At 35.4% G+C, this 22,234-nt stretch carries 18 protein-coding genes; 1 reads left to right on the forward strand and 17 read right to left on the reverse strand.

Annotation, left to right across the window (positions count from 1 at the left end):
- Positions 1 to 8 precede the first annotated feature (8 nt).
- The 6 genes from BUB90_RS12810 to mtaB all read right to left on the reverse strand — a co-directional run bounded on the left by BUB90_RS12810 (position 9) and on the right by mtaB (position 5,255).
- Positions 9 to 1,679, reverse strand: a complete 1,671-nt coding sequence (locus BUB90_RS12810) for a ribonuclease J (RefSeq protein ID WP_073288349.1) — start codon at positions 1,677 to 1,679, stop codon at positions 9 to 11.
- A 105-nt stretch (positions 1,680 to 1,784) separates the two neighbouring features.
- Positions 1,785 to 2,246 carry a Fur family transcriptional regulator gene (locus BUB90_RS12815; protein WP_073288351.1) on the reverse strand — a complete coding sequence of 154 codons (462 nt, stop codon included), beginning with the start codon at positions 2,244 to 2,246 and terminating at the stop codon, positions 1,785 to 1,787.
- A gap of 269 nt (positions 2,247 to 2,515) precedes the next feature.
- Complete coding sequence (locus tag BUB90_RS12820) at positions 2,516 to 2,803, reverse strand: DUF1292 domain-containing protein (RefSeq protein WP_073288353.1); 288 nt, start codon at positions 2,801 to 2,803, stop codon at positions 2,516 to 2,518.
- Between the two features lie 3 nt (positions 2,804 to 2,806).
- Entirely contained in the window at positions 2,807 to 3,262 is a 456-nt protein-coding gene (gene ruvX / locus BUB90_RS12825; RefSeq protein ID WP_073288355.1) for a Holliday junction resolvase RuvX, read from the reverse strand.
- A gap of 168 nt (positions 3,263 to 3,430) precedes the next feature.
- Positions 3,431 to 3,694 carry an IreB family regulatory phosphoprotein gene (locus BUB90_RS12830; RefSeq protein ID WP_073288357.1) on the reverse strand — a complete coding sequence of 88 codons (264 nt, stop codon included), beginning with the start codon at positions 3,692 to 3,694 and terminating at the stop codon, positions 3,431 to 3,433.
- 166 nt (positions 3,695 to 3,860) lie between these two features.
- Positions 3,861 to 5,255, reverse strand: coding sequence for a tRNA (N(6)-L-threonylcarbamoyladenosine(37)-C(2))-methylthiotransferase MtaB (mtaB, locus tag BUB90_RS12835; protein ID WP_073288360.1), 1,395 nt, complete (start codon positions 5,253 to 5,255; stop codon positions 3,861 to 3,863).
- A 193-nt stretch (positions 5,256 to 5,448) separates the two neighbouring features.
- On the opposite strand from mtaB, the gene BUB90_RS12840 reads away from it, so the two are divergent.
- A complete protein-coding gene (locus BUB90_RS12840; RefSeq protein ID WP_073288362.1) occupies positions 5,449 to 5,682 on the forward strand; it encodes an HPr family phosphocarrier protein in 234 nt (77 codons plus the stop codon).
- A gap of 227 nt (positions 5,683 to 5,909) precedes the next feature.
- On the opposite strand, the gene thiI is transcribed toward BUB90_RS12840, so the two are convergent.
- From thiI to BUB90_RS12895, 11 genes are all read right to left on the reverse strand, one after another.
- On the reverse strand, positions 5,910 to 7,088 hold the full coding sequence (gene thiI / locus BUB90_RS12845; protein WP_073288364.1) for a tRNA uracil 4-sulfurtransferase ThiI: 1,179 nt from the start codon (positions 7,086 to 7,088) through the stop codon (positions 5,910 to 5,912).
- Positions 7,089 to 7,235: 147 nt separating this feature from the next.
- On the reverse strand, positions 7,236 to 8,468 hold the full coding sequence (locus tag BUB90_RS12850) for a cysteine desulfurase family protein (protein WP_084139247.1): 1,233 nt from the start codon (positions 8,466 to 8,468) through the stop codon (positions 7,236 to 7,238).
- A gap of 215 nt (positions 8,469 to 8,683) precedes the next feature.
- Positions 8,684 to 9,421: a 16S rRNA (uracil(1498)-N(3))-methyltransferase gene (locus BUB90_RS12855; RefSeq protein ID WP_073288367.1), complete on the reverse strand. Its 738-nt coding sequence runs from the start codon at positions 9,419 to 9,421 to the stop codon at positions 8,684 to 8,686.
- 69 nt (positions 9,422 to 9,490) lie between these two features.
- Positions 9,491 to 10,444 (reverse strand): 50S ribosomal protein L11 methyltransferase, encoded by a 954-nt coding sequence (gene prmA, locus BUB90_RS12860; protein ID WP_073288369.1) that lies wholly within the window; start codon positions 10,442 to 10,444, stop codon positions 9,491 to 9,493.
- A 674-nt stretch (positions 10,445 to 11,118) separates the two neighbouring features.
- A complete protein-coding gene (gene dnaJ / locus BUB90_RS12865; protein WP_073288371.1) occupies positions 11,119 to 12,279 on the reverse strand; it encodes a molecular chaperone DnaJ in 1,161 nt (386 codons plus the stop codon).
- A gap of 240 nt (positions 12,280 to 12,519) precedes the next feature.
- Positions 12,520 to 14,382, reverse strand: coding sequence for a molecular chaperone DnaK (gene dnaK / locus BUB90_RS12870; RefSeq protein ID WP_073288373.1), 1,863 nt, complete (start codon positions 14,380 to 14,382; stop codon positions 12,520 to 12,522).
- Between the two features lie 62 nt (positions 14,383 to 14,444).
- Positions 14,445 to 15,041, reverse strand: coding sequence for a nucleotide exchange factor GrpE (gene grpE / locus BUB90_RS12875; RefSeq protein WP_073288634.1), 597 nt, complete (start codon positions 15,039 to 15,041; stop codon positions 14,445 to 14,447).
- Between the two features lie 53 nt (positions 15,042 to 15,094).
- Positions 15,095 to 16,123, reverse strand: coding sequence for a heat-inducible transcriptional repressor HrcA (hrcA, locus tag BUB90_RS12880; protein ID WP_084139248.1), 1,029 nt, complete (start codon positions 16,121 to 16,123; stop codon positions 15,095 to 15,097).
- A 237-nt stretch (positions 16,124 to 16,360) separates the two neighbouring features.
- Positions 16,361 to 18,622 (reverse strand): glycoside hydrolase family 3 C-terminal domain-containing protein, encoded by a 2,262-nt coding sequence (locus BUB90_RS12885; RefSeq protein ID WP_073288377.1) that lies wholly within the window; start codon positions 18,620 to 18,622, stop codon positions 16,361 to 16,363.
- Between the two features lie 34 nt (positions 18,623 to 18,656).
- Positions 18,657 to 20,669: a beta-galactosidase gene (locus tag BUB90_RS12890; protein WP_073288379.1), complete on the reverse strand. Its 2,013-nt coding sequence runs from the start codon at positions 20,667 to 20,669 to the stop codon at positions 18,657 to 18,659.
- Between the two features lie 86 nt (positions 20,670 to 20,755).
- Complete coding sequence (locus tag BUB90_RS12895; protein WP_073288636.1) at positions 20,756 to 22,087, reverse strand: glycoside hydrolase family 30 protein; 1,332 nt, start codon at positions 22,085 to 22,087, stop codon at positions 20,756 to 20,758.
- Positions 22,088 to 22,234: the final 147 nt, after the last annotated feature.

Here is a 22,234-nt window from a genome sequence, read left to right on the forward strand (position 1 = left end):
CTTAGTTCCTACACTTCCATAATGATTGGTAAAATCATTGGGTTTCTCTTCGTTTTCTTCCATAGATAATCACTTAGAGAATCCTTTATCTCCATCTTAATCTTGCCCCAATCGGTAACATTACGACCAATACATTTATCTAGTGCATTATTTACCACTTCTCTTGCATCATCCATAAGTGTTTCTGACTCTCTTACATAAACGAAACCACGTGATACAATGTCTGGTCCTGAAAGTATCTGATTGCTGTATTTTTCTAATGTTACAACTACAATTAATAAACCATTCTCTGCTAGATGTTGACGATCACGAAGAACGATATTACCAACATCACCAACTCCAAGACCATCTACTAAGATACCTTGTGCTGGTACTTTACCAACTACAGCTGCTTTTTCTTCAGATACTTCAAGTACATCACCAGTCGATAAGATACGAATATTATCTTTTGGAATTCCAAGACTTTCCGCGATCTCTGCATGTTTCATAAGATGACGGTATTCACCATGCACTGGAATAGCATATTGAGGCTTAGTAAGAGCATAGATTAACTTGATCTCTTCCTGACAGGCATGTCCAGATACATGAGTATCTTGGAATACAACTTTAGCACCCTTCATTGATAATTCATTAATTACCTTAGAAACCGGTTTTTCATTACCAGGTATTGGTGTTGAACTAAAGATAACCGTATCACCAGGTTTAATTGTAACTTTTTTGTGAATAGATGCTGCCATTCTTGATAGTGCTGCCATAGCTTCCCCTTGGCTACCAGTTGTAATTAATACAAGCTGTTCATCCGAATAGTTTTTCATCTGTTCAATATCAATTAAAACATTATCAGGCATATTAATATATCCAAGTTCTGATGCTGTCGATATTATATTAACCATACTACGACCTTCAATTACAACCTTACGATTGTATTTCACAGCAGAATTGATAACCTGTTGTACACGATCTACGTTGGAAGCAAATGTTGCTACGATGATACGATGTTTCGTATTCTCAGCAAATATATTCTCAAATGTTTTTCCAACTGTACGCTCAGACATGGTATAACCAGGTCTCTCTACATTAGTACTATCGCACATTAAGGCTAGTACACCCTTCTTGCCGATTTCAGCAAATCTTTGTAAATCGATTGTACTTCCGAATACAGGAGTATAATCTACTTTAAAGTCACCAGTATGAACAATAATTCCAGCTGGTGAATAGATTGCAAGAGCAGCTGCATCTGCAATACTATGATTTGTACGAATGAATTCAATACGGAAACAACCAAGATTGATAGATTGTCCATATTTAATAACTTTACGTTTTGTATTCTTTAATAAGTTGTGTTCCTTTAACTTATTCTCAATGATTCCAATTGTAAGTTTTGTTGCATAGATTGGAACGTTGATATTCTTAAGAACATATGGTAAACCACCAATATGATCTTCATGGGCATGAGTGATTACAAACCCTTTTACTTTATCTATATTATTCATAAGATATGTTACATCTGGTATAACTAAATCAATACCTAACATATCATCTTCTGGGAATGAAAGACCACAATCAACTACAATGATACTGTCTTCATATTCAAACGCTGTAATATTCATTCCTATTTGTTCTAGTCCACCTAGAGGAATGATCTTTACTCCCTTTCCATTTGTTTCTTTTGCTTTCAAAAAATAGCACCTCCAATGATTTTTTTAATCTATATTTCAATCATTGTGAATATACAGTTATACTGCCTGCATTCGTCATTTGAAGTGCATCTCTACGTATTCACTTTATTTATCTTCTAATTCTTGTTGGCACTTAGTACAATAACCAAATAGTTTCACTTCATGGTCTACTACACGAAAACCCTTCGATTCATATATTCTTTGTTCTAGCGTTTCAAGCAAATCATCTTCAAAAGAAAATACATTCCCACAATTATGACAAATTAAATGGTGATGATGGTGTACGAAATCTTCTTTTCCTAACTTACCTATCTCATAACGTACATAGCCATCATCTAAGTTTAATTTATCAATTAAATGTAACTCCGATAATAGTTGAATCGTACGATATACAGTGGCTAGTCCGATTTCAGGATATCTTTCTTTGACACAATCATATATTTCTTCTGCAGTTAAATGCTTATCTGGTCGACTATCCAAAACTTCTAAAATCGCAATTCTTTGTGTCGTAACTTTTAATCCGTTTTCTTTTAATAATTCTTTAAAACGCGTTTGGTTATTAGACATCATGGCCTCCCTGCCTGTTATTACAGGTATAATAAAGTAAGCGAACAGTAGCTAGCTGCTACGTTACACAGATAGAGATACTCCCTATTAACAAAATGCATAAAAATTCCAATGATTATATATACACTTAAGTTTTGCTTTATTGTTCATCTTTGCATCGTATAGCAATGCAATGGCTTTATTGCCTTTTCTATATCGAAACATCGCACTAAGCGATTCGTATCTTTCACTCTTTCACATTGCAAGCTGACTTGCAATACTTCGTCCTATTATTCTTTTTCTAATTCAATATCCGTATCATCAAGCATCTCTATAAATACTTTTGAAATTGCTTGTAATTCGTTATCATCTTCAACAACATCATAAAGAATATCATCTGCTTCATTTGCTGATTCTTTTAATATCAATGCATTTGCTTCTTCATCTTCAATAGAATCTGCTACTAAGATATAATTTACACCATTAATCATTGTTTGTTCAAGTACATAGAATTCTATCTTTTCATTATCCTGTGTAGTAAACACAATCTTTTCCTGCTTGTCTTGCTTTTCTTCCATTATCTATTCTCCTTCGATTGCATCGTCCATAGTTCGCTCCATGGCTAATTTATCTAAATACCCTTGTAATATGAAAACTGCAGCTACTTTATCTACAACTTTAGCTCGATTTTCTCTACGTACATCGCCTTCTATAAGCGCTTGATGTGCTGCAACAGTTGTTAGTCTTTCATCCCATAATATTACTTCTAATCCTGTACGTCTTCGTAACATCTCAGCAAATTCTTCTGATTTCTCTGCACGTTCACCAATTGTATTGTTCATATTCTTAGGATATCCAAGAACTATGCTCTCAACTTCATATTCTTTGGCTAATTCCTCAATTCTAGCAAGTGTCTGTCTTAACTTGTCAGGTTGTTTTCTTCGAATTACTTCAATTCCCTGTGCAGTTAATAATAGTGCATCACTAATTGCCACACCAACTGTAACTGAGCCATAATCCAGCCCCATTATTCTCATAAAATCTCCAATCCGCAAATCTAATAATTCTGACTAGTGTACTGACATGTTCATCTTTAGACGAAACATACTGTATCGTTTCGTTAATTATGATTGTGCCAGCACACTTGTTTTCCATTATGTGTATAATTCGTAATACACAATGGACTACCACATCTAGAATTATTCTTATTTTGTTAGTCTCGTATTAATATAATTTTCCAAAAGTTCTTCTAAGATTTCATCACGTTCAACTTTCATGATTAAACTTCTTGCACCTTTGTGGCTTGTAATATAAGTAGGATCCCCTGACATAATATAACCAACGATTTGATTTACTGGATTGTATCCTTTTTCTGTTAATGCAGTAAATATTGTGGCAATTACTTCACTTACCTGAATCTCAGGTTCCTTCTGTACTTTAAAATATTGAGTATTACTATTGTCTTGCATGTTATCACGTTCCCTTTTCTAGCAATTTGCTACATATTGCTTTATCATTAATCTCCGTTATAATTATATTAATATATCCGAGCTAAAAATTCAATGTATTATTTTGAATAATTGATAAGTTACATGTTTTTTGTAACTTATGCTCATCATTTTTTCTATAATTTTTCTATAATGGAGAAACAGCTGCGTCATAACAAGCATAAAGAACATCATCTGTAATAAAATCAAGAATCTTTACTGAAACAATTTTATTAATCAATGTATCATCACCTTCAACAGCAACTTTAACATACCTTTTCGTATGTCCCACTACATAAGTTTTATCCTTAATTGTCACAACTTCTTCAAACAAAACGGTATCTTCTTCACCAATAAATGATTGGTAATAAGTATGATTATTCTCTTTATCAAGTGTAATTAAAACTTCGCTTCGCTTATGTTTTATACTTTCATCGACCTGGTCTTCCATAGCTGCTGCTTTTGTTCCCTGTCTCTTCGAATACTTGAATATATGAGTTTGAGCAAATTTTACTTTCTTAAGGAATTCCCTAGTAACTTCGAATTCTTCCTCAGTTTCGCCAGGAAAACCTACGATAACATCAGTTGTAATGGCAGGCTTATTAAAATACTCTCGTAATAATTCACATTTTTCATAATACATAGTCGTATCATATTTACGATTCATTCTCTTTAAGGTTGTATCACAACCACTTTGAAGTGATAAATGAAAATGGGGACAGAATTTTTTGTTCTTACTTAAAGTTTTAACAAATTCATCCGTGATTATTCTTGGTTCTAGCGAACCAAGGCGAATGCGCTCTAAACCTTCTACTTCACTAATCTCTGTAATCACCTGTAATAGTGGAGTGTTTTGTGCTTGATTAATTGCTTGATCGTATTCATCCGCTGTATTACTATCCATACCAAAAGAAGATAGATGGATTCCTGTTAACACAACTTCTTTATATCCCTTTTCCACCAAGCGGTGTACTTCAGCTAAGATATCTTCTTTTTTTCTACTTCTTATTCTTCCCCTTGTATATGGAATAATACAGTACGAACAAAATTGATTACATCCATCCTGAATCTTCATATAAGCTCTAGTTTTCTCTGATAACGAACCAATTGCCAATTCTTCATATTCTGTATCATGTGCAATATCAATAACAGCTTCATTATAAGTACTATTATCTAGATATGCCTCTACTAAAGATACAATTTGTTTCTTTTGATTGTTGCCAACAACAAGATTGATTGCTTCATCTTGTTCAAGTGCTTCTTTAGCAGCTTGCGCATAACAACCAACTGCAACTACTACTGCATTCTCGTTATTTTTCTTAGCTTTGTGTAACATCTGTCTTGATTTTCGATCAGCTATGTTTGTCACTGTGCAAGTATTTACCACATATATATCCGCTTTGTCATTGAATTCTACGACAGAATATGAGGCATCTTTGAACAGTTGTTCCATTGCTTCTGTTTCATATGAATTTACTTTACATCCTAATGTTAAGAATGCTACTTTCTTAACATTGCTATCCTGATTATTTATATTACTCATTCCAATTCCTTTCAATAAAATGGACAAACTTTTTGACGTTTCTTACGTTTGTCATGGCCTATTTTTATCTATATTGCATATTGACTTTTCTATGTTGAAACTGTAGTATTATAGTATAATAAACGATAGTAAAAACAAGCGATTTCGTATCTTTTCTATTGTTTAAATTCAAACACCTAAGGAGGATTTTACTATGAAAACAGTTAGAATTTCATTAAATTCAATTGATAAGGTAAAAGCATTCGTTAATGAAGTAACAAAATTTAATACTGATTTTGATTTAGTTTCTGGTAGATATGTAATTGATGCAAAATCAATCATGGGTATCTTCAGTTTAGATTTATCAAAACCAATTGATTTAAACATTCATAACGAAGAAAGCGTAGATACTATTTTAGCAGCACTTGCTCCATATATCGTTGAATAATTGGGAAGTAATTGGTAATATGCGCGAGAGGTAAGTAATTACTTATTGGGGAGGATACGTAGTATCCTCTTTTTTATGCCTTTTATTCTTCTCGTCTATATTATTACTTATATCATCCAACTACATTTCATTCCTTATCATTCATAAAAATATTCACAGTGACCCCATATCGTTAGCTAAGAGCCTTCTATATGCAGTCACTATGAATCGGTACTTACTTTGTAACTTTATTTCACTTCAATCGTTTCGATTGTATCTAACGCTGTTTTTACTAACTCGTCAATCTTTTCTTCAAGATTACGTTCTGATCGTTGAATTATTCCAATATTTGGTTTGGTAACTGGGTGCTTTGCTACGAAGATTGTACAGCAATCTTCAAACGGTAAGATTGATGTTTCATATGTGTTAATCTTCTCTGCAATGTCAACGATATCTTGTTTATCAAAACCGATTACTGGACGATACACTGGAATTTCACAAACTGCATCTGTTGCTGCAAGACTTTGCATTGTCTGACTAGCTACTTGTCCAATACTTTCTCCCGTAATTAATCCAAGGCAGTTAGTATTTGTTGCAATTGTTTGCGCAATACGCATCATATATCTTCTCATAATTATTGTTAATTCATCATGAGGACATTTCTCGTAGATATATAACTGAATATCGGTAAAGTTAACTACATGAAGGTTAATTGGACCTGAATATCTCGAAACAAGCTTAGCTAAATCAACAACCTTTTGTTTTGCTCTTTCACTTGTATATGGTGGAGCGTGAAAATAAACAGCGTCTATTTTAACACCACGTTTTGAAATCATATATCCAGCAACTGGACTATCAATACCACCTGATAATAATAACATTGCTTTACCGTTAGTACCAACTGGCATTCCACCTGGTCCTGGAATAATCATAGAATATACATATGCCTTATGTCTAACCTCTACGTTAATACGTACTTTTGGCTCTCTAACATCTACTTTCATCTCTGGGAAGCGGTCTAATAATGCTGCTCCCATATCGATACAGATATCAGGGGATTTGATTGGATATTGCTTATCTCCACGTTTTGCTTCTACTTTGAATGTGAAGTTACGATCTGGATATTGGTTTTCTACGAAATTTCCTACTTCTTTAACAAGGTTATCCCAAGCTGTATCCTCAATGATTACAACTGGACAGATTGCGGCAATACCAAATACTCTCTGAAGAGCTTCTACAGTCTCCTCATAATCATATTCTGATAGTGCTTCAATATAGATTCTTCCTTGCTCTTTTGATACATAAAACTCCCCATCAATATCTTTTAATGCATATTTGATTTGATCACGTAATGCATTTTCGAATAGGTAACGGTTCTTTCCTTTAATTCCGATTTCAGCATACTTTATTAGGAATGCTTTAAACATATATTCCCACCTGTGCCTTTCTTTGTTGTATCTTATAATTTATCATGATTCATAATTTATCATAATTAAAAATTCATCTCATAATTCAAAACTTATCTAATAATTTATCATAATTAATAACAGTATATCAATTTTTCCTCATCTATCTTAATGTCGAGTATATCTTCTTAAGACCGGTAATATCTCACTTAGCTGTTCTATTGCAAAATCAATTTCTTCTTTTGTTGTGTTAACCGAGAAACTAAATCGAATCGTTGAATCTAACAATTCTTTCTTAACCCCAATTGCACGTAAAGTACCACTTAGCCCTGGATGATTTGACGCACACGCGGAACCAGATGATATATAAACACCCTTATCCTCAAGAGAATGAAGTAATACTTCGCTTCGAATTCCATCAAAACTTACGCTAACAATATGAGGAGCTGTCTCCCGAAGCGTAGGAAGATCTACCGCATTCACTGTAGTTCCTTCAAGCTTCCGTATTTCATCTATAAAATACTGTTTTAACTCGTATAGGTTTGCTATCTTATCATCATGGTTCGTATAGATTTCTTCAACCGCTTTACCTAAACCTGCAATTCCTGGTACATTCTCTGTACCTGAACGCATGCCTTTTTGTTGTTCTCCACCGTAGATAATCGGTTTGATTTTCACTTTATCTCTAATATATAAGAAACCAACACCCTTAGGCCCATGAATCTTATGGCCACTTACAGACATCAAGTCAATCCCAAGGCGTTTTGGATAGATTTTAAACTTACCAAAGGCTTGTATTGCATCAACATGGAATACTGTATTCGCGTTCTTTGATTTAATTAGCTTAGAAATCGCTTCTATATCTTCAACTGCACCAACTTCATTATTCACATACATGATGGAAACCAAGATAGTATCCGTACGAATAGCTGCTTCTAATTTATCCATTCTTACCTTCCCATTACCATCAACTGGAAGATATGTCACTTCGTATCCACAATCCTCTAGAAAAATAAGAGGGTTATGCACAGAAGGATGTTCTATATTGGTTGTAATAATATGTTTACCCGTTCTATTGTTCGCTAAAGCTGTACCAATGAGTGCCATATTATTGGACTCTGTACCACCAGAAGTAAATACGATTTCTTTCGCATCAACTTTAAGGTTTTTGGCAATTATATTCTTAGCGTTTGTTATATATTTTTCTGCATTTATACCTTTTGCATGCATGGAAGATGGATTTCCATAATCTTCTTCAAGTGTTTGCATCATAATATCACGCACACTGTCAAACACTCTTGTCGTAGCAGCATTATCCAGATAAGCATGCTTATCTTGGTAAGCTTGCTTATCTTGGTAAGCTTGCTTATCTTGGTGTTTCTCATTTACTTGTGTACCCATAATCTAATAAACTTGCTCCTTTCCCTTTCTTAACTTGTTACGCGATTGCCTGTCTGCGACTCGGGCGTCAAAATCCTCTCGTAAAACTTGATTTCTGTTATGCAGAACGTTGTTCGATGAGCAACTGTATGAAGTCGTTGGTACTTCGGCTCTGTATTTTACAGCTTATATTGACGAGACAAAATATATATTGACTTTTGACTCTCGATTCGTGTCTATTCCAGTTCAAACATTAATACTGACAAAATTGTTAGGCCTGCTGTCTCTGTTCGTAAAATCCTCTTACCCAAAGTAATTGGTTTTATTTCTGATTCCATCGCATAGGCAACTTCATCATCTTCAAAACCACCTTCTGGTCCAATAAATACAGCAACCGATTTTTTTCCATGTACTTCTTTGATAATTTTTTTTGTTTCTTCCATCCCTTCAGCATGTTCAAATGGAAGCACTTTATATTCCATCTCTTTTGCCATAGAAATAGCGTCCTTGTATGACATTACTGGAACAACCTCTGGTATAATCCCCCTGCCAGATTGTTTTGCCGCGCTAGTTGCAATGGATTGCCAGCGCTCTAACTTCTTTTGCTCCTTCTTCTTATCATCAAGCTTAACAACACTTCGCTTCATCATAACTGGAACGATTTGATATACACCTAACTCAACTGCTTTTTGTATGATCAATTCCATCTTATCCTTCTTAGGAAGGCCTTGGAATAGAAAGATCTTAGCAGGTAGCTCCGTTTGTGTATCTTCCGCTTTAACAATCTTTGCTTGTATGAAATCATTTGACAAAGTATCAATCGTACAATGATAGTCCATACCTTGTCCATCACATAGAATCATTGCTTCTCCTATCTTCATACGAAGCACGTTCTTAATATGATTCACATCAGACCCCTCAATTGTTATATACACATCATGAATCTGATTTTGTTCTACATAAAATCGGTACATAAAAAAACCATACCCTTTCTAAAATAATATGAGTGATTATTATTCCACCTAAACAACCCTTGTAAAAATCTATTTTCTAGCAACGAAGGATACCCATTCACCCATTTCGTTTTCTTCAACAATAGTAAATCCATTCTTCTCAATGGCTTCTTTTACTTCATCACGTTTCATATAAATGATTCCAGATGTGATGTACAATCCACCTTTTTTCATATGTTGTCCGACTTTAGAAGATAACGGAATAATAACATCTGCTAGAATATTCGCAACAACAATATCATACTTTTCCATTCCAACTTCTTCTTGAAGTGTTTGATCGTCTATAATATTACCGATTTTAACTGTAAATTCTTCTTCTGTTATTCCATTTACCTTTGCATTTTCATACATTGCATGAATGGCATTTGGATCAATATCTGTACCTAAAGCAGATTTTGCACCTAATTTTAATCCTATGATTGATAAAATTCCACTACCACTACCTACATCAAGTAGTACTGTTTCATCTGTAATATATTTACGAAGTCCTTGAATGCAAAGTCTTGTTGTCTCATGACTTCCAGTTCCAAATGCTGTACCGGGGTCAATCTCTATAACTAAATCATTATCATTCTTCTCTTCTAGAGTCTCCCATGTTGGCTTAATAATAATATCATCTGCTACACGGAATGGCTTCCAATATTGTTTCCAGTTATTAATCCAATCTTTATCTTCCGTTTCTGATACAGTTATCTCCATGTTTCCCACTTCAACAAAATCAGCTAACTCCACAAGTCCTTCTTTCACGCTAGAAAGAATACTATCCTTATCTTCATCATTAGAGATATAGAAACTTATCGTAGCTTTTCCATCATCTTCACCTAACTCAGGCAAGATATCAATAAACATCTCTTTTTTCTCTTCCTCTGTTATAGGAACCTTGTCCTCGATCTCAATTCCCTCAATACCAAGTTCGTCCAACATATTACTAACTAAATCAACTGCCTGAGTTGTTGTTTCTAATGAAAATTTAGTCCACTTCAATTTCTTCTCTCCTTAATCTTGTTCTATTCTAGTTAAGATTAGAACAAATGATAATTATCTATATAATTAATATCTCTATATAATCAATATTCTTGCTCAATTTTAAAAGGTTAATCACATATATAAGCTTTTCTTACATAGTCTTACTATATTGGAAGATGATAATAACCTCGCCTCTATGTTTACCCAAATTAATATTATATCATATTAGTAAGTAACGTGTCAAAAATAAAAACTGCTCTCCAATAAGGTAGATTTCAAATCTAACCTATTGGGATCAGAACATAATAGGGCTTTTCTCTACATCTGTAACCTCATAATTCAAGATATAAATTATATGCATTCATTTCTAATCGTTCACCATTTCCCCTAGTCATCGATCTGCACACTCTAGAGCAAAGGATATCATACGATTACTATCCTTTTTATATTTCATCCAGCACTATTTCATACCCAAATACAATGTCCTATTTGTGCTTCAATAGTTTAGCCTTATTCGTATGCCCTGCAAACGATACTCTAGAGCAAAACATAGAAAGAGCTCTCTATCCAGTATTGGTACAGGTGCAACGCACTTCGTACCCCAAAACTTGACAGAGAGCCACATATAGAAGGACGAATATTCCGTTTCTTACCTTTTGAATATTCGACCTTTGTAACTTAATTACTTATACTTATTTATTAAACCAGCCTTTTTTCTTGCTTTTATCTTTATCTTCATGCTCAGTTGCTTCAACAGCATCTGCTTTTTTGCCTGTTAGTGATTCATCGAATTTTTGTAACAATTCTTTTTGTTCTGCATTCAACTTCGTTGGTACTTGAACAACTAATGTTACATAATGGTCACCACGTACTTCTTTATTTCGTAACGTAGGAACACCTTTACCACGTAAACGAACTTTCGTATCTGTTTGCGTTCCAGCTTTTACTGTGTAATATACATCTCCATCAACTGTACTAATTCTTACATCTCCACCAAGCGCTGCCTGAGCAAAGGTAATTGGTGCTGTTGAATAGATATCATAATCTTGACGTTGGAAAATTGGGTGTCTACTTACTACAACTTCTACAAGTAAATCCCCTCTTTCACCACCGTTAACACCTGGTTCTCCTTTTTCACGAATACGTACACTTTGACCATTATCAATACCAGCTGGAATAGAAACTTTGATTTTCTTTCTTCTACTGATATATCCTGTTCCATTACAGTCCGTACATTTGTCTTTAATAATCTTACCTGTTCCGCGACAATCTGGACAGGCTTGAACGTTTCTTACCACACCGAATAATGATTGTTGCGTGAATACAACTTGACCCTTACCACCACATTTTGAACAAGTAGAAGCAGTTGTACCTGGTTTTGCACCAGTTCCATGACAAGTTTCACAATCATCTTTTAAGGTAAGATCTAATTCTTTCTCAACACCAAATACCGCTTCTTCGAAAGTAATTCTTACACTTGTGCGAATGTTTTGACCTTTCATTGGTCCATTGCTACTACGTGAACGGCTTCTTCCACCACCGAAAATATCTCCAAAGATATCTCCAAAGATATCTCCCATATCCATTCCATTAAAATCAAATCCGCCAGCTCCACCTGCTCCACCTTCGAAGGCTGCATGGCCGAATTGATCATATTGTCTCTTCTTATCAGTATCACTTAATACTGCATAAGCCTCTGAAGCTTCTTTGAACTTCGCCTCTGCTTCTTGATTTCCTGGATTTGTATCTGGATGATATTTTTTTGCCAGTACACGATATGCTTTCTTAATCTCTGCATCGGTCGCTGACTTACCCACGCCAAGGACCTCATAATAATCTCTTTTATCTGCCATACTATATCTCCTAACTGTCGCAAACACACATTGATAGATTCCGTATGCAATTATCCTTATTGTGTATGCAAATTTCGATCTACTTAAACACTTTCCTATCCTAATTTTATACAATTACCATGTATAATAATAGGCAGCCTAATCATTAGACCGCCTATCTTTTTGCTTCGGGACGGACCCATAAGCCTTATAATACTGAAATTTCCGACATTCGTCAAGCAAAAATTAACACACTTTAGCTTAGACTTCTCTATAATCTCCGTCTACTACATCATCTGCTTGATATGAATCTGTAGTAGCTCCAGCACCTGACATATCAGGACCTGCTCCAGCAGCACCACCCGCTTGTTCATATAACTTAGCAAATAAGTTTTGAGCACTTGTCATTAATTTTTCTTTTGCTGCTTTGATATCTGCAACTTCGCCTTCTGACATAACTTCTGGATTGCTCTTTTCTATTAATTCTTTTAAGTGAGCTAAATCAGCTTCTACTGCTGCTTTATCGTTAGCATCTAATTTATCTCCTGCTTCTTCCATGGCTTTTTCAGTTTGGAATACCATAGCATCTGCATCGTTACGAGTATCTATAGCTTCTTTACGAGCTTTATCTTGTGCTTCAAATTCAGCAGCTTCTTTTACTGCTTTTTCGATATCTGAATCTGACATGTTAGAACCAGCAGTAATTGTAATGTGTTGTTCTGCACCAGTACCTAAATCTTTTGCAGATACGTTTACGATACCATTCGCATCGATATCGAATGTAACTTCGATTTGAGGAACACCTCTTCTTGCTGGAGCAATACCATCAAGTCTGAATTGTCCAAGTGATTTATTGTCTTTAGCAAATTGTCTTTCACCTTGAACTACGTTAATATCAACTGCTGTTTGATTATCAGCTGCTGTAGAGAAGATTTGGCTCTTCTTAGTTGGGATAGTAGTATTTCTTTCAATTAATTTAGTAGCGATACCACCCATAGTTTCGATTGATAATGATAATGGAGTAACATCAAGTAATAAGATATCTCCTGCACCAGCATCTCCTGCTAATTTACCACCTTGGATAGATGCACCAAGAGCAACACATTCATCTGGGTTAAGTGATTTACTTGCTTCTTTACCAGTTATTTGTTTTACTTTATCTTGAACAGCTGGGATTCTTGTAGAACCACCAACTAATAATACTTGACCTAATTCACTTGCAGTTATACCAGCATCACGAAGTGCGTTTTGAACTGGTGTTGCAGTTCTTTCTACTAAATCATGAGTTAACTCATCGAATTTAGCACGAGTTAAGTTCATATCAAAGTGTTTTGGACCTTCTGCTGTAGCAGTGATGAATGGTAAGTTAATGTTTGTTGTTGTAGCTGATGATAATTCTTTCTTAGCTTTTTCAGCAGCTTCTTTTAATCTTTGAAGAGCCATCTTATCTGTAGATAAGTCAACACCTTCTGCTTTTTTGAATTCATCGATCATGTATCTTGTAATTCTATCATCGAAATCATCACCACCAAGTCTGTTATCACCACTTGTAGCTAATACTTCGATAACACCATCACCGATTTCAATGATAGATACGTCGAATGTACCACCACCTAAATCGTATACCATGATTTTTTGCTCATGCTCGTTATCAAGACCATATGCTAAAGCTGCAGCTGTTGGCTCGTTGATAATACGTTTTACATCAAGACCAGCGATTTTACCAGCATCTTTTGTTGCTTGTCTTTGAGCATCATTGAAATATGCAGGAACAGTGATAACAGCTTCTGTAACTTTTTCTCCTAAGTAGCTTTCAGCATCTGCTTTTAATTTTTGAAGTACCATAGCAGAGATTTCTTGTGGCGAATACTTTTTATCATCGATAGATACTTTAAATTCTGTACCCATATGTCTCTTAATTGAAGAGATTGTTTTATCAGAATTTGTTACCGCTTGACGTTTTGCTGGTTCTCCAACTAATCTTTCTCCAGTTTTTGTGAATGCAACAACAGATGGAGTTGTTCTAGCGCCTTCAGCGTTAGCAATAACAACTGGTTTTCCACCTTCCATAACAGCTACACATGAATTTGTTGTACCTAAGTCAATACCAATAATTTTACTCATAATTAATTCCTCCTAATATAATCAATCCACACAGATAATAGTTTACGTAATTTTCAATATATTTAATTAACAACTTTAACCATACTGTGACGAACTACAGTTTCTTTATATTTATATCCTTTTTGAAACTCATCGGATATGATGTTTTCACCAAAATTTTCATCTTCTGCATGCATTACTGCATTATGAAGATTTGGATCAAATTCTTTACCTACAGCGTCAATTGCAGATACTCCTGCTTCTTCTAATGTTGTAACCATTTGTTTGTAAATCTTTTCAATTCCTTGTGCAAATGCACCTTCTTTTTCTTCTTCACTAATTGCACCAAGACCTCTTTCGAAGTTATCAACAACAGGAAGAATCTTCTCAATGATGCTCTTAGCACCGATTTCAAACATTTGTGCTTTTTCTTTCTCAGAGCGCTTTCTGAAATTCTCAAATTCTGCCATCTGACGCATTAATCTATCTTTTAGTTCATCAATTTCTGCATCTTTTTTATCTTTCTTTTCTTTCTTATCTTTCTTGAAGAAGGATTTTGATGATTTAGCTGTACCTTCATCACTTTCATCCATTTCTTCTTCAACAGCTACTTCTTCTGTATCTTCTACTGTACCTTCTACAGGCTTTTCTGCTGTTTCTTGCTCCAATACATCTTCCATCTTATCTTGACCAGTCACTTTTCGACTACCACCTTTCCTCTAATCGGATATTACTACTTTTTTTTGAATATATCATCGAGCTGACTCATCATATTCTGGAGAGTTCCAACTACTCGCTCGTAATCCATACGTTTTGGACCGATAATTCCAACCTTGCCATAGACACCTTCTTCTATCTCATAGGTTGCTGTTACCACAGAGCAGTCTTTCATCGACTCTACTGGAGTTTCATCTCCGATATATACCTGAATACCACGATTTTCTTTGTCTTCTCTTTTATCAGTAATTAAATCTGTTAGAAGCTTCTTCTCTTCGAAAGCATAGAGAAGTTCAGAAGCTTTCTGCGTATCACTAAGTTCCGGATATTTTAGAATGTTCGTTGCACCACTTGTATATATCTCAAGGGCATCTTCTTCATTAATTGCCTCAGCAACTGCATCTAAGATGTCACTTACAAGACTTCCATATGCTCCTGCTTGTTCTTTCATCTTTTGGATCACAGATAGATTAATATCAGTAATATCCAAACCCTGAAGAAATGTATTCAATAATATATTTAATTTCAGAATCATTTCTTTTTCTATTATTTGCGTTGATGTAATGAATTTGTTCTTAGCAATGTTACCCTCTAAAACGATAACAAGAAGAATCTGCTCTTCATCAACTTCACTTAATTGTACGAACTTCACTTTTCTGTGTCGATACTGTGGTGTTGTTACCATAGTAGCGTAGTTCGTATTCTGTGCCAACATCTTGGCAACTTGCTGCAATAGAAGTTCCATCTTATCTGCTTTTTCAATTAGGATTTCCTTCATGCTTTGGACTTCCTGTTCCTTATCCTCCATCAAGGTATCAACATATAATCGATAACCTTTATCAGAAGGTATTCTACCAGCGGAAGTATGCGGTTGAATAATATAACCTAATTCTTCTAGGTCTGACATCTCGTTGCGGATGGTTGCAGAGCTTAGATTCAAATCGGTATATTTTGATATCGTTCTTGATCCAACTGGCTCACCCGTCTCTAGATAGGTACGAATGATTGCATGCAATATCTTCCACTTTCTATCATCAAGCTGCACCAGACCACTCCTTTCTTATTATATTCAATAAGATTTATTAGGTTTTTGATTGTTAGCACTCATTGATGGAGAGTGCTAATATCTTTATAAATAACATAGCACTAAGAAATTATTTTGTCAAGGATATTTTCAAAAAAATTAAGGGCAATCTTACTACTAAAGTAAAATTGCCCTTAATCAAAATTAATATGTATTTTTTCAGACTTTATTTTTATTGACTATTTTATCTATATGATTTTATTCATTCAATTGATCTAATAGGCTTTGTAATTCGTCAAGGGTACAATCTCCACCAAAACTTACTGCACCACGAATAGGCATATATTTAATCATAGCTTCCCGCATCTCTTTCGAAATAGCTGCTACTGCCACGCCTTCTTCCTTATCATCAGCAAATATATCTAACTTCATTAGTGGTTGTAGGATTCCCATAGCTCTCTCATCCTTCATGATATCTCCAAAGGTTGTGTCTAAAGTATACTTTACTTGTAGTTTTGTTGTTCCTTTTACTTCAACGGTCTTAGAAAGTACAATATCCCTAGAGGATTTACCTATTAATATGTCAAACTCGCCTGTTTCTACATACCAATTATGAATCTGTGTATTCCAATAAGCAAATGCCCGACTCGTAAGCTCGAATTCAACAGTCTTTGTTTCACCAGGTTCTAATTTAACCTTGGCAAAATCTCGTAACTCTTTCTCTGGGCGAATTACTGTGCTTTCTTTATCTGCAACATATAATTGAATTACTTCCTTACCAGCCATATCCCCTGTATTCGTTACATCCACTGTCACCTTAAGTGTCTCCGTATCTAGGATATGTTCTTTACTTACTCTTAGTCTTGAATATACAAAATCAGTATAGGATAAGCCATGGCCAAACGGGAATAAAACAGGCATCTTCTTTTTATCATAATAGCGATATCCAACAAAAATACCTTCCCGATATTCCACTACATCCCCTTCCCCTATATAATATAGAAAAGATGGGTTATCTTCTAATTGTAATGGGAAAGTTTCTGGTAATCTACCACTAGGATTTGTATTTCCAAAAATAATGTCAACTACAGCTCCTCCAATTGCCTGCCCCCCAAGATAAGCTTCTATAATACCTTTGACGTTCTTTTCCCATGGCATTTCTACAGGAGAACCATTATGTAATACTACCACAACATTCGGTTGTACTTCACTTATCTTTTGAATTAATTCATTCTGGCACGCTGGCATACGCATATGCATACGATCAAAACCTTCTGATTCAAAGGCATCCGGTAAGCCCGCAAATATAACGGCTACTTCTGCTTGTTTCGCAACTTCTATTGCTTCTTGTAAAAGATCATCATCTGTCTGGTCGACATCATCGCGAAAGCCTTCTGCGTATATTACATTATACAATCCCTTTGCTGCTTCCACTGCTGAAGTGACCTTATAGCTATTAATATGAGAACTTCCACCTCCTTGATAACGTGGTAGTTTAGCATATTTACCGATGAATGCAACTTTCTTTGTTTTAATTATAGGAAGAATCTCTTCATTCTTAAGTAAGACCACTGTTTCCTCTGCTATTTTTCTAGCCTTTTCATGATCCATCTCTCGGTCAAAGACTGCTGATTCATCTCGATTCTCTTCGAAACGATATATGATATTTAAAATTCTTTCAACTGCGGTATCCACTACTTTTTCTGATAATATACCATTTTTTACTGCTTCTACAATTAATTTATCATTTTGTCCACCTGAAGATGGCATCTCTAAGTCAAGCCCAGCCTCTAAATCAGGAACTCTCCTATTCACTGCTCCCCAGTCACTTACTACATATCCATCAAATCCCCATTCTTCTCGTAAGATATCGGTTAAAGCCATTTTGTTTTCTGCTGCATATACTCCATTGATACGATTATAAGAACACATAACTGTCCATGGTTTTTCTTTTGTTATTGCACCTTCAAAGGCGGCAAGGTAGATTTCTCTCATGGTCCGTTCATCCATCTCGGAAGAAGAAGACATACGCCTGGTTTCTTGATTATTTGCAAAAAAATGTTTGATACTTGTTCCAACGTATTTGCTTTGAACCCCCTTAATTAGCGCCCCAGCCATCTGTGTTGCAAGCAACGGATCTTCCGAATAATATTCAAAGTTTCTACCACATAAAGGGGATCGTTTAATATTAATTGCCGGTCCAAGTATAACACTTACGCCTTCCGCTTGACATTCATGTCCTAAGGTCTTCCCCATATCTTCTAATAGTTCACGATTAAAACTTGCAGCAGCTCCACATCCTGCAGGAAAACATACTGCTTTGATACTCTCATTTACACCGAGGTGATCCGACATTGCATCTTGTTTTCTAAGTCCATGAGGTCCATCAGAAACCATACTGCTTGGTATTCCTAGTCTCTCTACTGCTTTCGTATGCCAAAAATCCTCTCCCGAGCACATGCCTGCCTTTTCCTCTAATATCATTCGGCTTATTAAATCACGAATCTTTTCCTGTGTCATAATCAATCTCCTTTCTTCACATAAACCTCTCAAACTATTTTCTTTCAACAATCGCTAGATCCCATGGAGCAATCTTAATCACTTCATCTTGTGATACATTCCTATCACACAGCAGCTCTATTCCATTATCTACCCGAATCTCTTGTTCTTCATGAGAATAATTCAAATAATACGTAATCTCATGGCCATCTTCATTGATTCCTTTTCTAACAGAAATTGGATATATATCTAATTGCTTCTCTTCCTTTATATTTTTAGTTTCTAACACATTGGAAAGCAACGCTTTAAGATATGCCTTAGAAGTCATACAGCCAATATAGATTGCCGTTCCCTGTCCAAATTTATTTTCTGTTATAGCAGCGTACTGCTTCCAATTATAATGTCCGTATGTAGCTATGACACTAGCCCCTTGTGGCTGTAATAATTCCATGAATAGCTCAACATATCGTTCTTCCTTGTCAACATCAAGCATCTCATCCTCTAGTATTACATTCACTGGTAGTGTAAACTGGTTATATGTCATACCAAAACACTCTGTTAAGATGTACGGTTGATCATCTGACCATACCTTAACATTCTCGTTGGTAAATGCCGTCTTGAAGGTACTGACTAAACAACCTCCAGCATTAACATATTCCTTAAGTCGAAGTAATGTATTTTGGTTTGCCGAATACAAAGTAGGTACTACTATCATCTTATATTGAATTAAATTTTCTTCCTCTACATTGATAATATCACATTCCACATTCAACTCAAACAATGCATCATAAATCCACCTAACAATATCATTATACTTTTTATTTGGTTGCTGACCTGGCGCAAATGGAAACCATTCAATAGCAGTTAATGAATCATTGCTAACCATAATTGCCACTTGGTTTATCTTCTTTAAATGTATTAACTTAGGACTCAGCCTAGCCAATTCTTTTCCAACTCGTGCTACCTCTTGGTATACAACATTCTCTTTCATATTATGGCTAAGCACGCCTTTCCAATATGTTTCACATGCATTATGAATGGAATGCCAATGCCAGTACATTACAGAATCAGCACCACTAGCTAGATGACTAAACGCCTGCAAACGAACTTGTCCATTGTATGGCGTCCAATTTGGAAAACCTTGTGCTTGTGTCTCCATGACGAAATAATTATTTTTCTTGAGTGTTCTTGTAAGATCTCCACAGAATCCAATTTCTTTTCCTGTTAAATAGTCTTGTGTTGGATGGTATATATCACAGCCGGCTATTGTTAAACACTTAGCTGTTTCATAATGATTCACATCTGGCTGAACTCCGAAGGAATGCCCTCTCCATTCAAAGTCAAAATTATGTGTAACAAATTGGTCTGGTCTTCTATATTCATCAACTATCTTACGCTGACATTGTAGATATTCTGTAACTAGACTCCGTTGGAATTTTGCAAATTCACATCCTAAACTACCATTAATCGTACCAACAACACTAGGAAATTCCTCCCATGAATTAATTCGGTTGCTCCAATAATCCAATCCGAATTCTTCATTAAGGCACTTTAAATCTCCTTGAAATCTTTTCTTCATATAGCTAACAAACATCTCATGGACATTCTCGCTGCATGTTCCAAAATGTTTTGACTCATTATCAAGTTGGAACCCAATTACATGTGAATATCCCTGAACCACCTCCATCAGCTTTCGAATAATTCTCTCAGCAAAAAAACGATACTCTTTATTCGTAATGTCCATAATCTGCCTTGCCCCATACGGACGCCTATGTCCAGTAGAATCCATAACCATAACCTCTGGATATTTTTTTGCCATCCAAGCAGGAATTGCATAGGTAGGCGTTCCAATAATCACATAGATTCCAGCCTCTTGCATTGCATCTAACACCTTAATGACGTGCGAAAAATCGAATATGCCTTCTTCTGGCTCCTCGGTGCTCCATGTTGATTCGGCAATACGGACAACATTTATGCCTGCGGTTTTCATCATTCTAATATCTTCTTGTAACCGTTCATATGGCATATATTCGTCGTAATATGCCACACCATATAATAGTTGTTTCACTCCAGTTCTCCTCTCAAGTTAGAATTTCTTGCCGATTTAGCGGTATATTGTTTCAATTTTTTTAGAATTCTGGTAAACGTAAACTCTTAAGTAAGGTAGAACGTATGGATACTATGTGGTGGAATTACACATGAAAAGCTTTCCTCTTTATGTAAGAATTCAAAAGTGCGCGACTTATTCATATTGCTACCTACTACTAATACAATAGAACCATCTTCATTCTCAAAAGCAATCGTATTAGAAGTCCAGTGGCCTTTTGTTGTTAACACCTTTGCTCCCTTCTTAACAAAATGGGATAGATGCTTCATTAAGTAAAATTCTGGTTGTCTCACTAATTCCCCTGTTTCATGGTTTACTGTACAAAGAGAATTTTGTGCCCAGCCCCAAGTTGAGATACCGCCATCTTGCAATGCCATATTCCAATATGTATATCTCTCCGCACCATTTCGAAAGTAAAACCACATCTGATTAAATATGTATTCCATATGGTCCCACGTATTTTGTCCATCACCACATTCACTTTCTGTTTGCATATAACGCAGTTCAGGAAAACTATCTGTAATCTGCTGCATAACATGTTTTCCTCCCCACTGCAAACCTACTCCAGTAATAAATTTTCTTGCCTCATCATCTGAAAGTATCGTATTAGCAAACTGATCGTAAAATTCCTCAAACGGAGCTGCTTGTGGCATCATAAAATCTACAAATGGTCCATTTATCGTTCCCAGCCAAATCTCCGTTGATAGACCTGACTTTTCAAACTCTGGTCCAAGATAATATTTGATAAAATCTCTCATGTCCTCTCCATGCCATAGACAAGATGGAAACTTCTGATCCGCCATTGGTTCATTCTGAACGTGAACCTGTGAAATATCAATTCCCTGTTCTTCATAGGCCTGAACAAATTTAACAAAATACTTGGCATATGTATTCAATACTTCTTCGTCCATCTTAATACGTCCATAATTATAAGCCTTCTTCGTCTTCATCCATGTAGGTGGGCTCCATGGAGATGCGAATAGGGTAAATGAATCTTGATACTTCATGGCCTCTTTAATATACGGAATTGTATATTCTGTATCTCTCTCAATAGTAAAATTCTTTAGTTCGTAATCACCTTCTACTTCATCACAACTATACCATTCAAGGCTAAAATCATTGGCACCAATCGGGATACGTCCATAATTAAAATTACATTCATCCTTTGCAAACAATTCTTTCATAAAAGCTTCCTTTTGTTCTTTGTTAGCGAGCTCTAATGCCTCCCACCCTAATTCATTAAAGCAACCACCAAAACCAAGTACTGTCTGTCTCTTTTCTCCTGTTAATGTTAATACATCATTCGTCTTACCCTCCTTGTTTACCTCTTCTTTTTTCCAACAATTATTCTTATAACTAGCTATATGTTCAATATTCATATTTACCCCATGTATATCACAAGTTACTTGTGACACTAATGGCTCCTTTCATAATAGTAAAGACGTTACTATACCTCATCCTACAAGTCGTTAGTCAAAACGTCACTATTCAACCTTCGGCTTCATAGCATCAAGATACCACATACG

It is taken from the genome of Anaerosporobacter mobilis DSM 15930, assembly GCF_900142955.1.
GTDB lineage: Bacteria > Bacillota > Clostridia > Lachnospirales > Lachnospiraceae > Anaerosporobacter > Anaerosporobacter mobilis.

Coding starts and splice junctions, on each gene's coding strand:
- BUB90_RS12815 (WP_073288351.1), bottom strand. CDS start 2,246: ATGTCTAATAACCAAACGCGTTTTAAAGAATTATTAAAAGAAAACGGA.
- BUB90_RS12820 (WP_073288353.1), bottom strand. CDS start 2,803: ATGGAAGAAAAGCAAGACAAGCAGGAAAAGATTGTGTTTACTACACAG.
- ruvX (WP_073288355.1), bottom strand. CDS start 3,262: ATGAGAATAATGGGGCTGGATTATGGCTCAGTTACAGTTGGTGTGGCA.
- BUB90_RS12830 (WP_073288357.1), bottom strand. CDS start 3,694: ATGCAAGACAATAGTAATACTCAATATTTTAAAGTACAGAAGGAACCT.
- mtaB (WP_073288360.1), bottom strand. CDS start 5,255: ATGAGTAATATAAATAATCAGGATAGCAATGTTAAGAAAGTAGCATTC.
- BUB90_RS12840 (WP_073288362.1), top strand. CDS start 5,449: ATGAAAACAGTTAGAATTTCATTAAATTCAATTGATAAGGTAAAAGCA.
- thiI (WP_073288364.1), bottom strand. CDS start 7,088: ATGTTTAAAGCATTCCTAATAAAGTATGCTGAAATCGGAATTAAAGGA.
- BUB90_RS12850 (WP_084139247.1), bottom strand. CDS start 8,468: ATGGGTACACAAGTAAATGAGAAACACCAAGATAAGCAAGCTTACCAA.
- BUB90_RS12855 (WP_073288367.1), bottom strand. CDS start 9,421: ATGTACCGATTTTATGTAGAACAAAATCAGATTCATGATGTGTATATA.
- dnaJ (WP_073288371.1), bottom strand. CDS start 12,279: ATGGCAGATAAAAGAGATTATTATGAGGTCCTTGGCGTGGGTAAGTCA.
- dnaK (WP_073288373.1), bottom strand. CDS start 14,382: ATGAGTAAAATTATTGGTATTGACTTAGGTACAACAAATTCATGTGTA.
- grpE (WP_073288634.1), bottom strand. CDS start 15,041: ATGGAAGATGTATTGGAGCAAGAAACAGCAGAAAAGCCTGTAGAAGGT.
- BUB90_RS12885 (WP_073288377.1), bottom strand. CDS start 18,622: ATGACACAGGAAAAGATTCGTGATTTAATAAGCCGAATGATATTAGAG.
- BUB90_RS12895 (WP_073288636.1), bottom strand. CDS start 22,087: ATGAATATTGAACATATAGCTAGTTATAAGAATAATTGTTGGAAAAAA.